Source organism: Sinorhizobium sp. 6-70, assembly GCF_030124375.1.
Lineage (GTDB): Bacteria > Pseudomonadota > Alphaproteobacteria > Rhizobiales > Rhizobiaceae > Sinorhizobium.
Map to the genome: position 1 here is coordinate 109,471 of NZ_JASKLS010000011.1, position 17,624 is coordinate 127,094.

Here is a 17,624-nt window from a genome sequence, read left to right on the forward strand (position 1 = left end):
TCAAGAATGAGTTACGAGACGTTGCTGGTCGAAACACGTGGACGCGTGGGCCTGATTACGCTCAATCGCCCCCAGGCGCTGAACGCGCTGAATTCGACCGTGATGCGGGAGCTCGATGCGGCGTTTAAGGCATACGACGCCGACAAGAATATCGGCGCGATCGTGCTGACGGGTTCGGAGCGTGCGTTCGCGGCCGGCGCCGACATCAAGGAGATGCAGGCGCTCGATTTCGTCGATTCCTATCTTGGCGATTTTCTGGGCGGCTGGGAGCGGGTGGCCGGCGCCCGCAAGCCAGTGATTGCCGCGGTTTCCGGCTTTGCGCTCGGCGGCGGCTGTGAACTCGCGATGATGTGCGACATCATCATTGCGTCGGAGACGGCGAAGTTCGGCCAGCCGGAGATTACCCTCGGCGTCATTCCGGGCATGGGCGGTTCGCAGCGCCTCACCCGCGCCGTCGGCAAGGCGAAGGCCATGGATCTGGTGCTGACCGGGCGGATGATGGAAGCGGCGGAAGCCGAGCGGTCGGGACTCGTATCGCGTGTGGTGGCGCCTGAAAAATTGATGGAAGAGGCGCTCGCCGCGGCCGAAAAGATCGCCGCCTTCTCGCTGCCGGCGGTGATGATGGCCAAGGAGGCGGTCAACCGCTCGCTGGAGGTTACCCTGGCCGAAGGCTTGCGCTTCGAGCGGCGGCTTTTCCAGTCGCTCTTTGCGACCGAGGATCAGAAGGAGGGGATGGCCGCCTTCGTTGGAAAGCGCAAAGCCGAATTCAGGCACAAGTGACGCGCAAAGCCGCGCAGTTTTCTCAAATTTGCGCGTTGACGAGAGGGCGGTTTCCAGCTATACGCCGCCCTCAGTTTGGAACGCCGCTTCCTGAGGCTTTCCGATAATGCTCCGAATTGCTTTGGATGACAGGTCGCAGTGACCCGGCACGGCGAAGGCGGAGTTCATGTCAGTTTTCGAAGAGAGGCATCAATGGCCAATACAACTTCGGCGAAAAAGGCGACCCGCAAGATCGCACGCCGCACCGCAGTGAACAAGGCCCGTCGTTCGCGCGTCCGCAACTTCATCCGCAAGGTCGAAGAAGCCATCGCTTCCGGCGATCAGGCAGTCGCCGCCGCTGCCCTCAAGGCAGCGCAGCCGGAACTGATGCGCGCCGCCACGAAGGGTGTGCTGCATGCCAACACGGCATCGCGCAAGGTTTCCCGCCTTGCACAGCGCGTGAAGGCCCTTTCGGCCTAATCCGGCTAATTAAAAAATTTGTTGATGAAAGGCCCGGCCCTTGCGCCGGGCTTTTCGGATTCATACTTCTGTCACGGCGGCCGACAAATAGCCGGCTTCGACGTGTGTCACTGCGATGACAAATTTTTTTAAGTAATTTCAATGGGTTGCACGAGGTCTTTGCGCGAGTGTCATCGAGCGTCGGGGACGAGCGGGGTCCGAAGCGAGTCAAGCGAATTTTTATTTTTTTTCTTTTTCGCCAGCTAAGCAAGCGCTTGGAAATCAAAACCCTTGATTCAAAAGCGATTCTTGATGGACTCAGAATGCGGCAAGCAAAAGGCGCTGAGAGAGTCAACCGGCGGCGTTTAACGGTCGGTAAAATTCGCGATTGATCTTGCGGATCGATCCTGCCTAAATGCCTCGCACAGGGGACACGGATCATATCTGTAAAGGGAAGAACAGGGCCATTTCGCTGAAGTGGCTTCGGGCTTTCTGTTCCCTGTGGCGGGGTCATTCCACGTCGTTCAATCAAACAAGTCGACTTAGAGAAACCGGACCGATGCTTCGTTCCGGAACGAGGATCTTTCGTCTTGTGGTTGCGCGGGTGAGTGGGTGGCTGGGCAATGGGAGGACGCCGGGAGGCGCTCCGGGAAAGAAGGAGGGAAGGTGGCTGTCCGCTTCGTACGAGGGTGCGGCGCAGCCGGTGAGAAATTTGACCTCACGTGGCTTGAAAGCAGCCGGGTGGAGTCGGTAAAGGCGAGGCGCGAGGGGACATTCGCTCACGAAAGCGAGCGGATGAGCGCAGCGCGCACCGGAAACGGGATATGAGGAGCCCGGCTTCGGTGCGACAGGAGCGTCCGTCGGACGCGGCATGGCTTTGAAGGCGGCCGTGGCAGACGGGCATAAGAGATGACGCCGGCAGCAATGACGGCATCGGAGCATGAATTTGGAAGGCGGCAACATGCAGATGAATTTGGCGACGGCACCTGACGCGCGTCAGGCCGGAAGCAATCAGTCTCAGGCGGCGGGGGAAAAACAGGACATGCGGCATGACGCACTTTTTGAGCGGGTAAGTGCGCGTTTGAAAGCTCAAGTCGGTCCGGATGTCTTCGCAAGCTGGTTTGGACGTCTCAAGCTCCATTCGATTTCCAAGAGCGTTGTACGTCTTTCGGTGCCCACGACGTTTTTGAAGTCGTGGATCAACAACCGGTATCTCGATCTCATCACCAGCCTGTTCCAGCAGGAAGACGGCGAAATTCTGAAGGTGGAAATACTTGTCCGCACCGCGACGCGCGGTGCGCGGCCGGTTGCCCACGAAGAAGCGATGCCGGTGGCGGCAGAAACTCCGGCGGCCCCGGCGCGCCGTCCGGCAGCGGCCCAGCCGATTGCCTCGGTCGCCGCGTCGGCGGTGGCAGCCGTCCAGAAACCGGCCCAGGCACCGCTTTTCGGCTCGCCGCTTGACCAGCGCTACAACTTCGACAGTTTTGTCGAAGGTTCGTCCAACCGGGTGGCGCTCGCCGCCGCCCGCACGATCGCCGAGGCCGGTGCCGGCGCGGTGCGTTTCAATCCGCTCTTCATCCATTCGAGCGTCGGGCTCGGCAAGACGCATCTCCTGCAGGCGATCGCGATTGCCGCGCTCCAGAGCGCGCGGGCGCCGCGCGTCGTCTACCTGACGGCCGAATACTTCATGTGGCGCTTCGCGACAGCGATCCGCGACAATGATGCCCTGTCTCTCAAGGAATCGCTGCGCAATATCGATCTTCTGGTGATCGATGACATGCAGTTCCTGCAGGGCAAGTCGATCCAGCACGAGTTCTGCCATCTCCTGAACATGCTGCTCGACTCGGCCAAGCAAGTCGTCGTCGCGGCCGACCGTGCACCGTGGGAGTTGGAATCGCTCGACAGCCGCGTTCGCTCGCGGCTCCAGGGCGGCGTCGCGATCGAGATGGAAGGTCCGGATTACGAGATGCGTCTGGAGATGCTGAAGCGGCGGCTCGAGGCCGCGCGCCAGGATGACGCATCGCTCGATATCCCGACCGATATCTTGTGTCATGTCGCGCGTAACGTCACGGCCAGCGGCCGCGAACTGGAGGGCGCCTTCAACCAGTTGCTGTTCCGCCGCTCCTTCGAACCTCAGCTCTCGATCGAGCGCGTCGACGAACTGCTCGGCCACCTGGTCAACGCCGGTGAACCGCGGCGCGTGCGCATTGAAGACATCCAGCGCGTCGTCGCCAAGCACTACAACGTCTCGCGCCAGGAACTGGTCTCGAACCGCCGCACGCGCGTCATCGTCAAGCCGCGCCAGATCGCCATGTACCTGTCAAAGACCCTGACGCCGCGCTCCTTCCCGGAAATCGGCCGGCGCTTTGGCGGCCGCGATCACACGACCGTCCTGCATGCGGTGCGCAAGATCGAGGAGTTGATCGCGGCGGATACGAAGCTCAGCCATGAGATCGAACTCTTGAAGCGGCTGATCAACGAATAGCCATCCATGGATGGATAGGCTGACGCCTACGAATTGGCCCGGTTCCGCCGGGCCTTTTTGTTGTGCGCATGCCGCAGGCATAGGCTTTTTTCACGCTGAAGCCGGATGCGGGCGCAAGACTATGCGCATTTTCCTGACCCGCCGGCGGGTTGATTCCGCAACTGGTACATTTTTTTCGCCTCGCTTGTCGGCTATCACTAGCTCCATCCGTCTTCAGACCAGCCGAGGAGTTTTCAATGCTTTATGCGGTGCTTTGCTACAACGATGAAAGTGTCACGAGTGCCTGGAGCAAGGAGGAGGACGACAAGGTCATGCGCGATCTTACCGCCGTCCAGCGCAAGTATGTCGAAGCCGGCAAGCTCGGGCCAGTCGCGCGCCTCTTGCCGACGACGGCGGCGACCACGCTGCGCCACGCCACGGGCGAGACAATCGTCATCGACGGCCCCTTCGCCGAAACCAAGGAGCAGTTGCTCGGCTTCTACCTGATCGATTGCGGATCGCTCGACGAGGCGCTCGACTTCGCTCGCGAGCTGAGTTCCGCCAATCCAAGCTCGGGTTCCTACGAGATCCGCCCCCTCGCTCTCTTTAAGCCCGGTGAGCTTCCCTCATGACAGACACTGCCTGGATCGACCTCGCTCTCGTTTCCGCCCGGCCACAGGCGATGGGCGCGCTTCTGCGCTATTTTCGCAATCTCGACCTGGCCGAGGAAGCCTTCCAGGAGGCCTGCCTCCGGGCACTGAAAACCTGGCCGAAGAGTGGTCCGCCGCGGGATCCCGCGGCCTGGCTGATCTTCGTCGGTCGCAACAGCGGCATCGACAAGGTGCGGCGCCAAGCGCGCGAAACGGCGCTGCCGCCGGAGGAATTGCTTTCCGACCTCGAAGATCGGGAGAGCGAACTCGCCGACCGCCTCGACGGCTCGCATTATCGCGATGACATCCTGCGGCTGCTGTTCGTCTGCAGCAATCCGGCCCTGCCGGCGACGCAGCAGATCGCACTGGCGCTCCGGATCGTCTCCGGCCTCTCCGTCAGACAGATCGCGCGCGCCTTTCTTGTCAGCGAAGCGGCGATGGAGCAGCGTATTACCCGGGCCAAGGCGCGCGTCGCGGCGGCGGGCATTCCCTTCGAAACGCCCGATGCCGCCGATCGCGCCGAACGGCTCGCGGCCGTCGCGACGATGATCTACCTCGTCTTCAACGAAGGCTATTCGGCGATGAATGGCCCCGAGGGCGTATCGGCAGATCTCTGCGACGAAGCGATCCGGCTCTCCCGGCTGCTTCTCAGGTTGTTTCCGGCCGAACCGGAAATCATGGGACTGGCCGCGCTGCTCTTGCTTCAGCATTCGCGCGCCAGGGCGCGCTTCGATGCTCACGGCGCCCTCGTTCTGCTCGAAGATCAGGACCGGCGGCTATGGAACAGGGGAATGATCACCGAGGCGCTCGCGATGATCGACAAGGCCATGCGCCACCGCCGCCCCGGCCCCTATCAGGTCCAGGCGGCCATTGCGGCGCTTCATGCCCGCGCCGAGCGTCCCGAGTTGACGGACTGGGAGGAAATCGACCTGCTCTATCAGGCGCTTGAACGCCTGCAACCGTCGCCCGTCGTCACTCTCAATCGCGCCGTCGCAGTGTCGAAGCGCGAGGGACCGGAAGCGGCCTTGGCATTGGTCGAGCCGCTTGGCGAAAGGCTCTCGGGCTATTTCTACTATCACGGCCTGCGTGGGGCCCTGCTCAAGCAGATGGGACGCGTCGGCGAGGCGCGCATCGCGTTCGACCGCGCCATTGCACTTGCGACCAACGCGGCGGAGGCCGCCTATATCCGCATGCAGCTCGACCATCTTGCCGCAGAACCCGGTCGCCCGGACCTCGTCGCGGAAAAACAATAAAATTATCGGCTGTCGCTGTCGGAATCCGATTTCCCCGTTCGTCCTTGGACTGACACCACCACGGAGGAATAGGAAATGACTGCAGCGACCGACCTCAAGCCCGCCGACGAGCGCGAACTGGTGCTCACCCGCCTCATCGATGCGCCACGCGAAAAGGTTTACCGCGCCTTCACGGACGCGGAACTCCTGAAGCAATGGTTTGCGCCCTTGCCGTGGACGATCACGGAAGCGGAGCTCGATGTGAGGTCAGGCGGTACCAACCGCTTCGTCATGCGCTCCCCGGAGGGCGAACTCTATCCCAATCAAGGCGTCTATCTGGAAGTTGTTCCGAACGAGAAGCTGGTCGTGACCGATGCATATACCGAAGCCTGGAAGCCTTCGGAGAAACCCTTCATGACCGCGATCCTGACCTTCGAGGACGAGGGCGGCAAGACCCGCTACACGGCCCGCGCCCGCCACTGGAGCGCGGCGGATCGCGAGGCCCACGAAAAGATGGGCTTTCATGAGGGCTGGGGCCAATGCGCCGACCAGCTCGCCGCGCTTGTCGCAAAGCTTTGACACGAGCGGCGGCGGCCGACAGCGCCGTGCGTCCTTCAGACGCATAAAGGTGGCTGTAGAACTTTGAATTTGCTGCATGTTTTTGTCTCTGAATCGGCTCCGATTCAAGGACACATGCAGGCGGCTTCCGCCTTCACATCGATCAAGGAGGTGAACCATGTCCGACATCGAGAAGACCGACTCCGTCGAGGAGATACGCGCGGTGATCGACGATTGGGTTGAGGCGATGCGCCAGAAGGATGCGCGCCGCGTGCTTGTCCACAGTACGGAAAATTGTCTCGTCTATTCGCTGGCGCCGCCTCTCAAGGAGACAGGCGCGGGTGCCGAGGGCCTCGAGCAGTGGTTTTCCACCTGGAGAGGGCCGCTCGGCTACCGGCTTCATGAACTGGAGATGTCGGCAGGCGGCGACGTCGCCTTCGTGACGGCGCTCACCCATCTCTCCGGCGAAAAGCTCGGCGGTGAAAAGCCGGCGCTCTGGTTTCGCCAGACGCTGGGTTTGAGGCGCACGGAGAAAGGATGGAAGATCGCCCATCAGCACGAATCCGTACCCTTCTACATGGACGGGAGCTTCAAGGCGGCAATCGATCTTGAGCCGACGTCAGAGGTCGATTGGCAGGCGCCGTCGCGCCCGCCAATGGCCGGCGTCATCGCCTATCTCAACGTCCAGGACGCGAATGCCACGGCGGAATTCTACAGCCGTGCCTTCGGCGCCAAGAAAGTGGACCGCAGATATGCCGAGGACGGCAAACGCCTCATTCACTGTCATCTGACGATCAATGGCGGTGCGCTGATGTTGAACGATCCGTTCCCGGAATTCGGTTACCCCTGGAAGCCGCAGGAGGGCGTCGTTCTGCATCTCGTCGTCGATGACGCGGATTTCTGGTGGAAGCGCGCCGTCGCCGCGGGTGCGGAGGTGACGATGCCGCTGGAGGTCGCCTTCTGGGGCGATTATTACGGGCAGCTTCGCGATCCCTTCGGCATCAGCTGGGCGATCGTCGCGCCGGTGAAAAAGGATTGAACTTACCGGGCTTGATGATTCCGGCCGACCAGTAGGCAACGTGCGGGACAGGGATCACACTTGTCCCGCACGAAACAAACTTGCAAAGCGGGCGCCGCATCAGAGCGCAATTCTCGCCACTTATGCACTATCCTCGCGAGCAGCTCTACGATCCCTGCCGTGCGAGGCAATATGATCCTTTACTACCAATCACATTCGCCCTTTGCCCGAAAGGCACTCGTGTTCGCTCACGAAGCCGGGCTTGCGGGCCGGCTTGAGGTCATTCACCACGAAACAAGCCCGACACAACGCAACGAGCGGGTTTATGCCGAAAACCCACTCGGGAAGGTTCCGGTTTTGCTTCGCGCGGACGGGCCGGCAATCTTCGATTCCGACGTGATATGCGCCTATCTCGACACGCTTCACGACGGCAGGAAACTCATTCCTGGAAGCGGCGAGGCGCGCTGGCATGCCTTGGTTCTGCAATCCGTCGCGCAAGGGCTGGCGCAAACGGGCATCAATCTCCGTTGGGAGACCGTGCGACGGCCGGAACGGCTGCGCTACGCTCCACTTCGCGACGGTTTCATCGAAAAAATCGAAGCTACCTATGACTGGCTGGATGCCACGCTGGACCTGACGGCGCCGCTTCATGTCGGCCATATCGCTCTCGCGACGACCCTCTCCTGGATGGAGTTCCGCGACTTGCCGTCGTTTCGCGCTCGACCGACGCTAACGCGATGGTTCAATGAATTCGAGCAAAGGCCTTCGATGCTGGCGACGCCGCTCTTCGGCGAGACACATGATTGACCGCCGTCGCATCCCCGTCCCGTGTCAGCAGGCGAGGTCTGCCACGACCGCGTCGAGGATCAGCATGCCGGCGGGCGTGCAGCGCAGCCGTGAATTGCCGAGCCGTTCGATGAAGCCGTGATCGATCAGGAACTGTTCGCGGTCCGGATCGGGGTCGCGGCCGGAAAGGCTTTGCCAGCGGGCCAGATCGACACCTTCCTTGAGCCGAAGGCCCATCAGCAGGAGTTCGTCGGCCTGCGCTTCGGAGTCCAGGAGCTCGCGCTCGATCATGCCATGGCCATGTTCTTCGACGAGGCGCAACCATTCTTCGGGCTTGCGTTCCGTCGCTGTCGCCACCTTGGCGCCGCCGATTGTTAGGCGCCCATGGGCGCCGGGGCCGATGCCCGCATAGTCGCCATAGCGCCAATAGGTGAGATTGTGCCGGCTTTCCGCACCCGGCCGTGCATGATTGGACACCTCATAGGCCGGCATGCCGATCGCCGCGGTGATCTCTTGCGTCGCCTCATAGAGCGTCGCCGACTGTTCGCCATCCGGGACGACGAGCTTGCCGGCCTTGTGCAGCCCGTAGAAGGGCGTGCCTTCCTCGATCGTCAGTTGATAGAGCGAGAGATGGTCGACCGCATAGGAGACCGCCTCCTTCAGTTCGCGCTCCCAGTCCTCGACGGTCTGGTTCGGGCGGGCATAGATCAGGTCGAACGACATGCGCGGAAAAATTTCCCGCGCCAGCCGGACGGCCTTCAACGCGTCTTCAACGTTGTGCAGACGCCCCAGGAACTTCAGGTCGCGATCGTTCAGCGCCTGGACGCCAAGCGAGACGCGGTTGACGCCCGCTGCGCGATAACCGTGGAAGCGCGTCGCCTCGACGCTCGATGGGTTGGCTTCCATGGTGATCTCGATGCCATCCGGCACGTGCCAGTGAGCGGCGATGCCGTTAAGGATCGCATCGACGGTGGCCGGATCCATCAGCGAGGGCGTGCCGCCGCCCATGAAAATGCTGGTGACCGTCCGCGGACCGGAGAGTTCGCGAGCTTCTGCCATTTCCCGCAGGAAGGCCGTGACGAAGCGCGGCTGGTCGACGGGCTGATGGCGGACATGGCTGTTGAAGTCGCAATAGGGGCACTTCGCCGCGCAAAACGGCCAGTGCACATAGACCCCGAAGCCGGGGCCCATGCCGTCACCGATCGCCGAGAGCGGAGTCACATGCATTGCATTCGTCTTTCAGGCGCCGAGGCAGGTTTCGGCGAACAGCTTGAAGGCGCGGGCGCGGTGCGAAAGCGCGCTCGCGTCGCCGGGCTTCCAGCCGTGCTTCTCTTCCGCGGTCATCTCGCCAAAGGTGGTGTCGTAGCCTTTCGGTTGAAAGACCGGGTCATAGCCGAAACCGCTCGTTCCGCGCGGCGGCCAGACGACCTGGCCTTCGACCTCACCGCGAAAGAGCTCGACATGGCCATCCGGCCAGGCGAGGCAGAGCACGGAGACGAAGCGTGCGGTTCGGCTCTCGGGCGTCATCGCGCCCTTCTCGTTGAGCGCCCTTTCCACCTTTTCCATCGCCATGGCAAAGTCGCGGCTGCGGTCTTCGCGCTCGGCCCAGTTGGCCGTGTAGACGCCCGGTGCGCCATCGAGGGCATCGATCGCGAGACCGGAATCGTCCGAAAGCGCCGGCAGACCGGAGGCCCTTGCGGAGGCGAGCGCCTTGATTGTCGCGTTTTCCTCGAACGTCGTGCCGGTTTCCTCCGGCTCGACGAAATTGAGATCGGCGGCCGATTTCGCCTCGAAGCCGAGCGGGCCGATCAGGTCGCGGATTTCGCGGATCTTGCCGGCATTGTGGCTCGCGACGACGAGCGTCTTGTCATCCAGTTTGCGCATGCTCTTCTGTTCCATTCCGGCGGCGGCGGCCGCATTCAATCAATCGCCCAAAGACCCGGCTCCGCGCATTCCAGGCTGTTGCCGGCCGGATCGCGGAAGTAGAAGGAGCGGGCGCCGTTGGGCCAGCGGATATCCGCTTCGATCGCAACCCCGGCGGCTTCGAGCTTCTCCTTCCACGCGTCGAGCGCCTGCGCCGCGACGCGGAAGCACATGTGTCCCTTGCCCGTCGTCCCGTGCGGCGGCACGGGGAGCCCTCCCGCCGCAGGTGGCTTGATCGTCTCGGCGGGATTGAAGATCAGGAGTATGCCTGCGCCACAGCGGAAGAACACGTGCCGATTGCCGGCGCGGGTGATCTGCTGCAAGCCGAGCACCGTGCCATAGAAGGCCTCGGCGCGGTCGAGATCCTCCGCGTAGAGCGCAGTTTCGAGAATACCTTCCAGCGCCGGGGTCAAATCTCGTCCTTCCTATCAGCCAGCGATTGCCTGCTTCTGCAGCGCAATGAGCTCGGCAATGCCGTTCTTGGCGAGCGACATCAGGCTTGCGAATTCCTCTTCGCTGAAAGGCTTGCCCTCGGCCGTTCCCTGGATTTCGACGAGGCCACCGCTGCCGGTCATGACGAAATTGGCATCCGTCTCGGCGGCGGAGTCTTCGAGATAGTCGAGGTCGATCACCGCCTGGTTGGCGAAGATTCCGCAGGAAATGGCAGCGACGTGGTCCTTGAGCACGCGCTCGACCTTGACCATGTTGCGCGCCTCCATCCACTTCAGACAGTCGTGGAGCGCGATCCAGGCCCCGGTAATCGAGGCCGTACGCGTGCCGCCATCCGCCTGGATGACGTCGCAATCGACCGAAATCTGGCGTTCGCCGAGCGCCGGCAGATCGACGACGGCCCTCAGCGACCGTCCGATCAGCCGCTGGATCTCCTGCGTGCGGCCGCTCTGCTTTCCGCTTGCCGCCTCGCGTTTCATCCGCTCGCCGGTTGCACGCGGCAGCATGCCGTATTCGGCCGTAACCCACCCCTTGCCGCCGTTGCGCAGCCAGGCGGGAACCTTTTCCTCAAGGCTCGCGGTGCACAGCACATGCGTGTCGCCGAAGCGCACGAGGCAGGAACCTTCCGCATGCTTGGAAAAATTGCGCTCGAAGGAAACCTTGCGCATTTGGTCGGTTTTTCTGCCGGATGGCCGCATCGTCAACTCCTATTTTCTCTGCTGAGCCTTCTAGAGCATGGCGAACGCAAAGGGAACCGGCAGATATCGGCTGGGGGGATCGATTTTTCCCTTTTGCCATCGCCGATGCGGGCCACTATATTTCGCATGGATGGGAATGACTGCTGCACGGAGTGATATGGTACTGCGCAATTCCGAAGCGAAGGAGATCGCAGCGGCGCTGGATGAGCGTTCCGGTGAAATCTTTCGCCGCATTGTGGAGACCTATCTGGAGAGCGGCGAGCCGCTCGGGTCGCGCAACCTTTCAAGGCTGCTGCCGATGTCGCTTTCGCCGGCTTCCGTGCGCAACGTGATGAGCGACCTCGAGCATCTTGGGCTCATCTATTCGCCCCATGTCAGCGCCGGCCGCCTTCCAACTCAAACGGGTCTGCGCTTCTTCGTCGACGCCTTCATGCAGGTCGGCAACCTTTCGCCGGAGGAGCGCGCCTCGATCGAACGCCAGGTCCGCCGGGGCGACCGGGACCAGCCGGTGGAAAGCCTGCTCACCGAGGCGAGCCAGATGCTTTCGGGCATGTCGCGCGGCGCCGGCCTGGTCATCACCACCAAGAGCGATCCGGTGCTGAAGCACGTCGAATTTATCCGGCTGGCGCCAACCAAGGCGCTGGCGGTCCTCGTCGGCGAACATGACCAGGTCGAGAACCGCATCATCGAGCTGCCGGCGGGCGTCACAAGCGCGCAACTGACCGAGGCCGCCAATTTCTTGAATGCCCATCTTGGCGGGCAAACCATCGCCGAGGTGCGCGCGCAACTGCAAAAGGTCAAGGCGACCGTACGCGGCGAACTCGATATCCTGTCGCAGGACCTCGTCGAGCGCGGGCTTGCGATCTGGTCCGGCAGCGAGGGCGACGAAAAGCCGACGCGCCTTATCGTTCGCGGCCGTGCCAACCTGCTCGAGGGGCTGGAAGGGGCCGAGGATATCGACCGCCTTCGGATGCTTTTCGACGATCTTGAAAAAAAGGACAGCCTGATCGAGTTGCTCGACCTCGCCGAGAGCGGCCCAGGGGTGCGCATCTTCATCGGATCGGAAAACAAGCTCTTTTCGCTCTCCGGCTCGTCGTTGATCGTCGCGCCCTATCGCGACAGCGATGACCGCATCGTCGGTGCCGTCGGCGTCATCGGCCCGACCCGGCTCAACTATTCGCGCATCGTCCCTATGGTCGATTACACCGCGCAGCTCATGTCGCGCCTGTCGCGCTGAAGCGGCAATTACCGAGTAACGGCATTCCGCCCTTGATTTTTCGGCCCCAAACCTCGATATCGGCTTCAAATCCAGACACCACCAAGATCGAGCAACGCGACTTGCGCTTGCTTGGCGATGTCGAAGACAAAGAGAGACATTCCGGAGAACGTCATGACCGACGACACGAACAAACACGGACCTGAGGCGACTGCGGCAGAAGAACCTGCAAACACCGCTGCGCCGGAGGCTGCGGAGGCGCAAGAGGTTGAGGCTCCTGCGCGCGCACCGGATCCGCTGGAGCTCGCCAAGGCGGAGAATGCTGACCTGCGCGACAAGTATCTGCGCCTGGCCGCCGAGATGGACAATCTGCGCCGTCGCACCGAGCGTGACGTCAAGGATGCCAAGGCCTATTCCGTCGCCGGTTTCGCGCGCGACATGCTGGCCGTGTCCGATAACCTGCGCCGCGCCCTCGATGCGATCCCGGCCGAAGCGAAGGAAGCCGGTGAAGCGGGTCTCAATGCCCTGATCGAAGGCGTGGAAATGACCGAACGCTCGATGCTCGCAGCGCTGGAGCGTCATGGTGTGAAGAAGCTCGAGCCGGTCGGTCAGAAATTCGACCCGAATTTCCATCAGGCAATGTTCGAAGTTCCGAACGCTGAGGTTCCGAACAACACGGTCGTCCAGGTCATCCAGGCGGGCTATGTCATCGGCGAGCGCGTGCTGCGCCCGGCGATGGTCGGCGTTTCCAAGGGCGGTCCCAAGACTGCCGCGACTGAAAATGGGACGCCGTCGGCCTGACGCTGCCAGCACGGTAAAGGGAAATTGAAACGCCGTGCCTCTCTTCGGAGGCGCGGCGTTTCCTCATTTGGCCGGCCCGCCAGAGCGGGACGGGGAAAAGTGTGCGCGGTTTTCCGCCCGCATCCCGCTCGAACTCATTAGAATCGACACGATGAATTTGGGTCGATTCGACCCAAATTCATCGTGATCTAGGCAAAGAGCTGCCGGAGATGATCGTTGAGGAAGCAGCCTTCGGGATCGACCCGGGCTCGAAGCGCCCGAAAATCGCCGGCGCGCGGATAGAGCGCCGTCACGTCCTCCGCACCAAGGAAGTGCATTTTGCCCCAATGCGGGCGCGAGCCGTACTGGCGCAGGATCGTGTCGACGTCCTTCAGGTACTCCCAGTAGTCGGTGCCGGGCTCGCCCGAGACCGAAAGCGTGATCGAATCCTGCTGATAGAACGGGCTGATCCAGCCGGAATCGCCTGCCGTGAAGCGATACTCGATCGGATAGATGCAGGTCGGATGCTTTTCGAGCATCAGCTTGCGCACCGCCCGGACGGCATCCTTGCCGTGGGCGACCGGGACCGCATATTCGAGTTCGTGGAAGTTGGGTATGTATTCGATCGGGTAGATTTCGGAGGAATAGGCGATCTTTTCGAATGCCTGCTCCATTGGCGGCCGGTCGGTGATGTCGATCACCTTCATCTCGCAGACATCGGATGTTTGGCTGGTGGTCGAGACCGATGACGTGTCCGGCAGGCAGTAGCAATGCCGGCTTTCGGGCACCGGGCACCAGAAGAAGCCGAAATGGCGGTGCTTGGCGGCGAGCTCGTCGTGCTGCTCCATGCACTCGTCGAAGTCGCAGCGCCAGAGTTTTTCATGCAGATTGTAGGCGTCCATCGTCTGGAGGGTGATTTCGGAGATCACCCCGAGCATGCCGACGGAGACACGCGCGGCTTCCAGTAGGTCGGGCGTCGTCTCGTCGACGACGAGAACGCTGCCGTCGGGTTGGACGAGCCGCATGCCGACGATCTGCGATGCCATGTTGCCGAGTTTGGCGCCGGTGCCGTGCGTGCCTGTCGTCAGCGCGCCGGCAAGAGCCTGGCTGTCGATATCGCCCTGGTTGATGAGTGAAAGCCCGCTCGATTTCAACACTTTGCCAAGCTGGTTGATCGTCGTCCCCGCCCTGACGGAGACCCGCTTGCGTGCCTGGTCGATGTTGACCACGCCTTGCATGCCGGAAAGGCTGAGCAGGAGCCCGCTCGTTGCGACCACAGGGGTGAATGAATGGCCCGAACCGGCACAGCGCACATTGAGCCCTTGGGCGGTTGCCTCCCGGACCATTTCAGCGAGCGCTGCTTCGCTCTCCGGCGCGCCCTTGTGGCGCACGATGCATGATTGATTTCCGACCCAGTTGCGCCAGTGGCCGCCCGCCTGCAGCATTCCCGTCTCCCTCTCTTTCAGACTGCCGTAAAGCAATTGTCGACGAACAGGTGCGTACCGTTGACGAAGCTCGCCTCGTCGCTTGCCAGGAACAGCGCAGCGTTGGCAACCTCCATTGGGTCGCACATCCGCCCCTGCTGGGCGGCGATCGCCGCCTCGGACACGTCGACGCCGTATTTGCTCAGGCCCGCGATCTCGCGCTTGCCGTGGTCGGTCGCGATGAAGCCGGGGCAGACGGCATTGCAGCGGATGCCCCGGTCGCGGAATTCGACGGCGATCGCACGGGCGAACATGTGGCAGGCGCCTTTGGTGGTGTCATAGAGCACCTCCATCGGCGTTGCCGCGACCGCGGAGATCGACGAGGTGCAGATGATGCTGCCGCCGCCCGCCTTGAGCATGCCGGGGAGAACCGCCTTGGTCATCAGGAACATGCTCTTCACGTTCACCGCCATCAGCCGGTCCCACTCCCCCTCTTCCGTTTCAAGGAAGGGGCCGACCGCAAGAATGCCGGCATGGTTGAAGAGCACGGTGATCGGACCGAAGGCGCTCTCCACGGCATTGACCGCGGCGGTGACCTCGGCGGACACAGAAGCGTCGGCGGCGGCAAAGACGGCTTCGCCGCCCTCGGCGCGGATCGCTGCCGCGAGCTCCTCGCCCTTGCTCCTCGGCAGGTCGACAATGCCGACCTTGGCGCCCTCGCGGGCAAAGAGTTGTGACGCGGCCAGCCCGCATCCGCCGGCGCCGCCGCTGATAAGGGCAATCTTGCCAGAAAGCCTGCCTGCCATCACGCTTCCCCTTTCCGCCCGCCTGAGCTCGGCGCTGCCGGCAGGCCATCCTCGCATGTTTAAGGAATTATTGTTGACGAAGCGGGAACTGTCGATATCCCATGGGGGATATGGCGAGGGGGAACGCTCAAAGCGATGCGGGCAAGGGAATCGGCGGACATCTCCGCAATGATCAGGTTTATCGGCACGCCGGATTTCGGCACGGCGCTCGACACCATGCTGCGCGCGGTCGCCGCTTTCGACCTGTCGGTCGTTTTCGCCTTTCCCTATGACGCGCGCCCGATCCTGCTGCACGACGGCTACACGCATGGGGTCTCGCCGCAAGCGTTACAGGCCTATCTTGGCGGCGCCTATCTGCTCGATCCGTTCTACGTTGCCTGCAACAACGGCCAGCCGGGAGGTCTGTGGCGGATGCGAGAGCTTGCGCCCGACCGGTTCTTCCAGTCGAACTTTTCCTCGTCGAGCGAGGTCCATCCCTGTGTGTCGATGGAGTCCGGATCACTGATCGAGGAGGTGGGCTTCATCGTTCCGCTCGAAGAGGGGATGCAGGCGACCTATTCGCTGATGCGCTGCCGCGATGGAGCGCCATTCAGCGATCAGGAACTGGAGCGCCTGAGGCTCTACGAGCCGATCGTGCGTGAGGCGATCCGGTCGAACTGGCGTCAAAGGGGCATGGCGGTCGCAAGCGTGACAGGAGCCGGATCCGACGCCATGGAGGCGGCCTTCGACAGTCTTTGCGCCGACCGGCTCACCAGGCAGCAGCGTACGATCGTCCGGCTGATCCTGCGCGGCCACAGCAATCTCTCGATCGGGAAGACGATGAACATCGCCGAAGGCACGGTGCGGATCCACCGCAAGAACATCTATCGCCGCCTCGGCATTTCCAGCCAAGGCGCATTGTTCCGGATTTTCATCGATCATTTGAACCGCCGTCAGCTTTATTGACGGCGGCTGGTCATGCCGCGTGCGAGGTCGTGTCGTCGTTGAGCAGCGTGTAGATCGCGCTGGCGGAATCACTCGCCCTGATCTTCGCGACCATGTCGTGATCGCGAAGCACGCGGGCAATGCGTGACAACGCCTTCAGGTGGTCGGCGCCGGCGCCCTCGGGCGCGAGCAGCAGGAAGACGAGGTCGACCGGCTGGTCGTCCAGCGCCTCGAAGTCGACGGGCGTGTCGAGTCGCGCGAAGATGCCGACGATCAAGGGAAGGTTGTTGAGCTTTCCGTGCGGAATGGCGATGCCGTTGCCGACGCCGGTGGAACCGAGCCGTTCCCGCTGCAGAATGACGTCGAAGATGTCACGCTCCGGAAGTCCGGTAAGTTTGGATGCTTTTGCCGCCAATTCCTGAAGGAGTTGTTTTTTCGAGTTGGCCCTCATGGCCGGGATAATTGCATTTTGATGCAGCAAACCTGCCAATGCCATTCTTTTGTCCTCGTTCGCCGGTTAGAGCCCGACAACATCATCACAAATGCGTCTTGGTGGCTCCAACCATCTTTATATTGGCGGTCACCATGCACAGAAAAGTCGGGCTTTTCCGGCTGTCCGCGTATCTGAGCGGCGGGGAATGCCGGCTTCCCCGACATCCCCCTGTCCCGCTCATGCCTTGATATTGGCGGCGTCAATCCAGCCAATGTTTCCATCGTTACGCCGATAGACGATGTTGAGGTCGTCCTTGCCCGGGCTGCGGAACATCAGCACCGGTTCGTCCGTCATGTCGAGTGCCATGACGGCGCTCGCGACGGACATCGTCCTCAACTGTTTCGTGCTTTCGGCAACGATGGTTGGTGCATAATCCTCCGGAACTTCTTCGTCCTCGTAGGGCACCGAGTCCATCACCGTGTAGGCCACTTCGGCGGCATTCTGCCCGTTGCCGTTGTGGTGGTCCTTGAGCTTACGCTTGTAGCGCCGGAGCCGCTTCTCAATCCGGTCCGATGCCGCATCAAAGGCCGCCTGCGGCTCATTCGCCTGGCCATTCGCCTGCAAGACCACGCCCGTATCGAGATGAAGTTTGCAGTCGGCGCTGAAACGCGACCCAGACTTTTCCACAGTGACCAGGCTTGAATATCCTCCATCGAAATATTTGGTAACCGCTTGGTCGATCTGCTCCCCGATGCGGGCGCGGAACGAATCGCCGATTTCCATATGTTTGCCGGATACACGCACACTCATGGAGTTTCCTCTCTCGTTCGTGATTTGCGCGTCCAGTCTATTCCAAGCGCCTTCGTCATCCAAGCTTTTCACGCAAGGGCGACGCAGTCGCGCCGCGGTCGGCCGCTCGGGAACCACCGAAGTGGAGTAGGTCCTCGGCAATTGCGGCGCGCTCATATCGCTTGTGTCGCAGGGAGTCAATTGCGGGTCGCAAAAAATCCGCATTTACGGTCAAAAGGCGCGCCTAGAGGATCC

The 17,624-nt window shown here is 62.1% G+C and carries 19 protein-coding genes; 11 read left to right on the forward strand and 8 right to left on the reverse strand.

Annotated features, from left to right (window positions below):
- Window positions 1-6: 6 nt before the first annotated feature.
- The 8 genes from QN222_RS20970 to QN222_RS21005 all read left to right on the forward strand — a co-directional run bounded on the left by QN222_RS20970 (window position 7) and on the right by QN222_RS21005 (window position 7,947).
- Window positions 7-780, forward strand: coding sequence for an enoyl-CoA hydratase (locus QN222_RS20970; RefSeq protein ID WP_283962421.1), 774 nt, complete (start codon window positions 7-9; stop codon window positions 778-780).
- 192 nt (window positions 781-972) lie between these two features.
- Entirely contained in the window at window positions 973-1,239 is a 267-nt protein-coding gene (gene rpsT / locus QN222_RS20975; protein WP_136506717.1) for a 30S ribosomal protein S20, read from the forward strand.
- Between the two features lie 1,021 nt (window positions 1,240-2,260).
- Window positions 2,261-3,703: a chromosomal replication initiator protein DnaA gene (gene dnaA / locus QN222_RS20980; protein ID WP_283962448.1), complete on the forward strand. Its 1,443-nt coding sequence runs from the start codon at window positions 2,261-2,263 to the stop codon at window positions 3,701-3,703.
- A 236-nt stretch (window positions 3,704-3,939) separates the two neighbouring features.
- A complete protein-coding gene (locus QN222_RS20985) occupies window positions 3,940-4,314 on the forward strand; it encodes a YciI family protein (protein ID WP_283962420.1) in 375 nt (124 codons plus the stop codon).
- Window positions 4,311-5,585 carry an RNA polymerase sigma factor gene (locus QN222_RS20990; protein WP_283962419.1) on the forward strand — a complete coding sequence of 425 codons (1,275 nt, stop codon included), beginning with the start codon at window positions 4,311-4,313 and terminating at the stop codon, window positions 5,583-5,585. Before QN222_RS20985 ends, QN222_RS20990 begins: the two co-directional genes overlap by 4 nt.
- A gap of 75 nt (window positions 5,586-5,660) precedes the next feature.
- The gene (locus QN222_RS20995; RefSeq protein ID WP_283962418.1) at window positions 5,661-6,143 is read left to right on the forward strand and encodes an SRPBCC family protein; all 483 of its coding nucleotides are present in this window, start codon (window positions 5,661-5,663) and stop codon (window positions 6,141-6,143) included.
- 157 nt (window positions 6,144-6,300) lie between these two features.
- Window positions 6,301-7,161, forward strand: coding sequence for a nuclear transport factor 2 family protein (locus QN222_RS21000; protein ID WP_283962417.1), 861 nt, complete (start codon window positions 6,301-6,303; stop codon window positions 7,159-7,161).
- Window positions 7,162-7,332: 171 nt separating this feature from the next.
- Window positions 7,333-7,947, forward strand: coding sequence for a glutathione S-transferase (locus QN222_RS21005; protein WP_283962416.1), 615 nt, complete (start codon window positions 7,333-7,335; stop codon window positions 7,945-7,947).
- A gap of 24 nt (window positions 7,948-7,971) precedes the next feature.
- Here QN222_RS21005 and hemW read toward each other — a convergent pair whose 3' ends face one another.
- The 4 genes from hemW to rph are packed head-to-tail and all read right to left on the reverse strand — an operon-like array spanning window position 7,972 to window position 10,997.
- A complete protein-coding gene (gene hemW, locus QN222_RS21010; RefSeq protein ID WP_283962415.1) occupies window positions 7,972-9,153 on the reverse strand; it encodes a radical SAM family heme chaperone HemW in 1,182 nt (393 codons plus the stop codon).
- 12 nt (window positions 9,154-9,165) lie between these two features.
- Entirely contained in the window at window positions 9,166-9,810 is a 645-nt protein-coding gene (gene rdgB, locus QN222_RS21015; protein WP_283962414.1) for an RdgB/HAM1 family non-canonical purine NTP pyrophosphatase, read from the reverse strand.
- A 35-nt stretch (window positions 9,811-9,845) separates the two neighbouring features.
- A complete protein-coding gene (locus QN222_RS21020; RefSeq protein WP_283962413.1) occupies window positions 9,846-10,262 on the reverse strand; it encodes a VOC family protein in 417 nt (138 codons plus the stop codon).
- A gap of 15 nt (window positions 10,263-10,277) precedes the next feature.
- Entirely contained in the window at window positions 10,278-10,997 is a 720-nt protein-coding gene (gene rph / locus QN222_RS21025; RefSeq protein ID WP_180939932.1) for a ribonuclease PH, read from the reverse strand.
- Between the two features lie 157 nt (window positions 10,998-11,154).
- Between rph and hrcA the strand changes: the two genes are divergently transcribed.
- Together hrcA and grpE are read left to right on the forward strand one after the other, a co-directional pair.
- On the forward strand, window positions 11,155-12,234 hold the full coding sequence (gene hrcA / locus QN222_RS21030; RefSeq protein WP_283962412.1) for a heat-inducible transcriptional repressor HrcA: 1,080 nt from the start codon (window positions 11,155-11,157) through the stop codon (window positions 12,232-12,234).
- 153 nt (window positions 12,235-12,387) lie between these two features.
- Window positions 12,388-13,014, forward strand: a complete 627-nt coding sequence (gene grpE / locus QN222_RS21035) for a nucleotide exchange factor GrpE (RefSeq protein WP_283962411.1) — start codon at window positions 12,388-12,390, stop codon at window positions 13,012-13,014.
- A 188-nt stretch (window positions 13,015-13,202) separates the two neighbouring features.
- On the opposite strand, the gene QN222_RS21040 is transcribed toward grpE, so the two are convergent.
- Window positions 13,203-14,438, reverse strand: coding sequence for a D-arabinono-1,4-lactone oxidase (locus QN222_RS21040; RefSeq protein WP_283962410.1), 1,236 nt, complete (start codon window positions 14,436-14,438; stop codon window positions 13,203-13,205).
- A 17-nt stretch (window positions 14,439-14,455) separates the two neighbouring features.
- Window positions 14,456-15,223 (reverse strand): SDR family NAD(P)-dependent oxidoreductase, encoded by a 768-nt coding sequence (locus QN222_RS21045; protein WP_283962409.1) that lies wholly within the window; start codon window positions 15,221-15,223, stop codon window positions 14,456-14,458.
- Between the two features lie 168 nt (window positions 15,224-15,391).
- On the opposite strand from QN222_RS21045, the gene QN222_RS21050 reads away from it, so the two are divergent.
- Window positions 15,392-16,168, forward strand: a complete 777-nt coding sequence (locus QN222_RS21050) for a helix-turn-helix transcriptional regulator (RefSeq protein ID WP_283962408.1) — start codon at window positions 15,392-15,394, stop codon at window positions 16,166-16,168.
- A 10-nt stretch (window positions 16,169-16,178) separates the two neighbouring features.
- Here QN222_RS21050 and ptsN read toward each other — a convergent pair whose 3' ends face one another.
- Together ptsN and raiA are read right to left on the reverse strand one after the other, a co-directional pair.
- Window positions 16,179-16,643, reverse strand: a complete 465-nt coding sequence (gene ptsN / locus QN222_RS21055; protein WP_283962407.1) for a PTS IIA-like nitrogen regulatory protein PtsN — start codon at window positions 16,641-16,643, stop codon at window positions 16,179-16,181.
- Window positions 16,644-16,817: 174 nt separating this feature from the next.
- Window positions 16,818-17,390 (reverse strand): ribosome-associated translation inhibitor RaiA, encoded by a 573-nt coding sequence (raiA, locus tag QN222_RS21060; protein WP_283962447.1) that lies wholly within the window; start codon window positions 17,388-17,390, stop codon window positions 16,818-16,820.
- Window positions 17,391-17,624: the final 234 nt, after the last annotated feature.

Coding starts and splice junctions, on each gene's coding strand:
- QN222_RS20970 (WP_283962421.1), top strand. CDS start 7: ATGAGTTACGAGACGTTGCTGGTCGAAACACGTGGACGCGTGGGCCTG.
- rpsT (WP_136506717.1), top strand. CDS start 973: ATGGCCAATACAACTTCGGCGAAAAAGGCGACCCGCAAGATCGCACGC.
- dnaA (WP_283962448.1), top strand. CDS start 2,261: ATGCGGCATGACGCACTTTTTGAGCGGGTAAGTGCGCGTTTGAAAGCT.
- QN222_RS20985 (WP_283962420.1), top strand. CDS start 3,940: ATGCTTTATGCGGTGCTTTGCTACAACGATGAAAGTGTCACGAGTGCC.
- QN222_RS20990 (WP_283962419.1), top strand. CDS start 4,311: ATGACAGACACTGCCTGGATCGACCTCGCTCTCGTTTCCGCCCGGCCA.
- QN222_RS20995 (WP_283962418.1), top strand. CDS start 5,661: ATGACTGCAGCGACCGACCTCAAGCCCGCCGACGAGCGCGAACTGGTG.
- QN222_RS21000 (WP_283962417.1), top strand. CDS start 6,301: ATGTCCGACATCGAGAAGACCGACTCCGTCGAGGAGATACGCGCGGTG.
- QN222_RS21005 (WP_283962416.1), top strand. CDS start 7,333: ATGATCCTTTACTACCAATCACATTCGCCCTTTGCCCGAAAGGCACTC.
- hemW (WP_283962415.1), bottom strand. CDS start 9,153: ATGCATGTGACTCCGCTCTCGGCGATCGGTGACGGCATGGGCCCCGGC.
- rdgB (WP_283962414.1), bottom strand. CDS start 9,810: ATGCGCAAACTGGATGACAAGACGCTCGTCGTCGCGAGCCACAATGCC.
- rph (WP_180939932.1), bottom strand. CDS start 10,997: ATGCGGCCATCCGGCAGAAAAACCGACCAAATGCGCAAGGTTTCCTTC.
- hrcA (WP_283962412.1), top strand. CDS start 11,155: ATGGTACTGCGCAATTCCGAAGCGAAGGAGATCGCAGCGGCGCTGGAT.
- grpE (WP_283962411.1), top strand. CDS start 12,388: ATGACCGACGACACGAACAAACACGGACCTGAGGCGACTGCGGCAGAA.
- QN222_RS21040 (WP_283962410.1), bottom strand. CDS start 14,438: ATGCTGCAGGCGGGCGGCCACTGGCGCAACTGGGTCGGAAATCAATCA.
- QN222_RS21045 (WP_283962409.1), bottom strand. CDS start 15,223: ATGGCAGGCAGGCTTTCTGGCAAGATTGCCCTTATCAGCGGCGGCGCC.
- QN222_RS21050 (WP_283962408.1), top strand. CDS start 15,392: ATGATCAGGTTTATCGGCACGCCGGATTTCGGCACGGCGCTCGACACC.
- ptsN (WP_283962407.1), bottom strand. CDS start 16,643: ATGGCATTGGCAGGTTTGCTGCATCAAAATGCAATTATCCCGGCCATG.
- raiA (WP_283962447.1), bottom strand. CDS start 17,390: ATGAGTGTGCGTGTATCCGGCAAACATATGGAAATCGGCGATTCGTTC.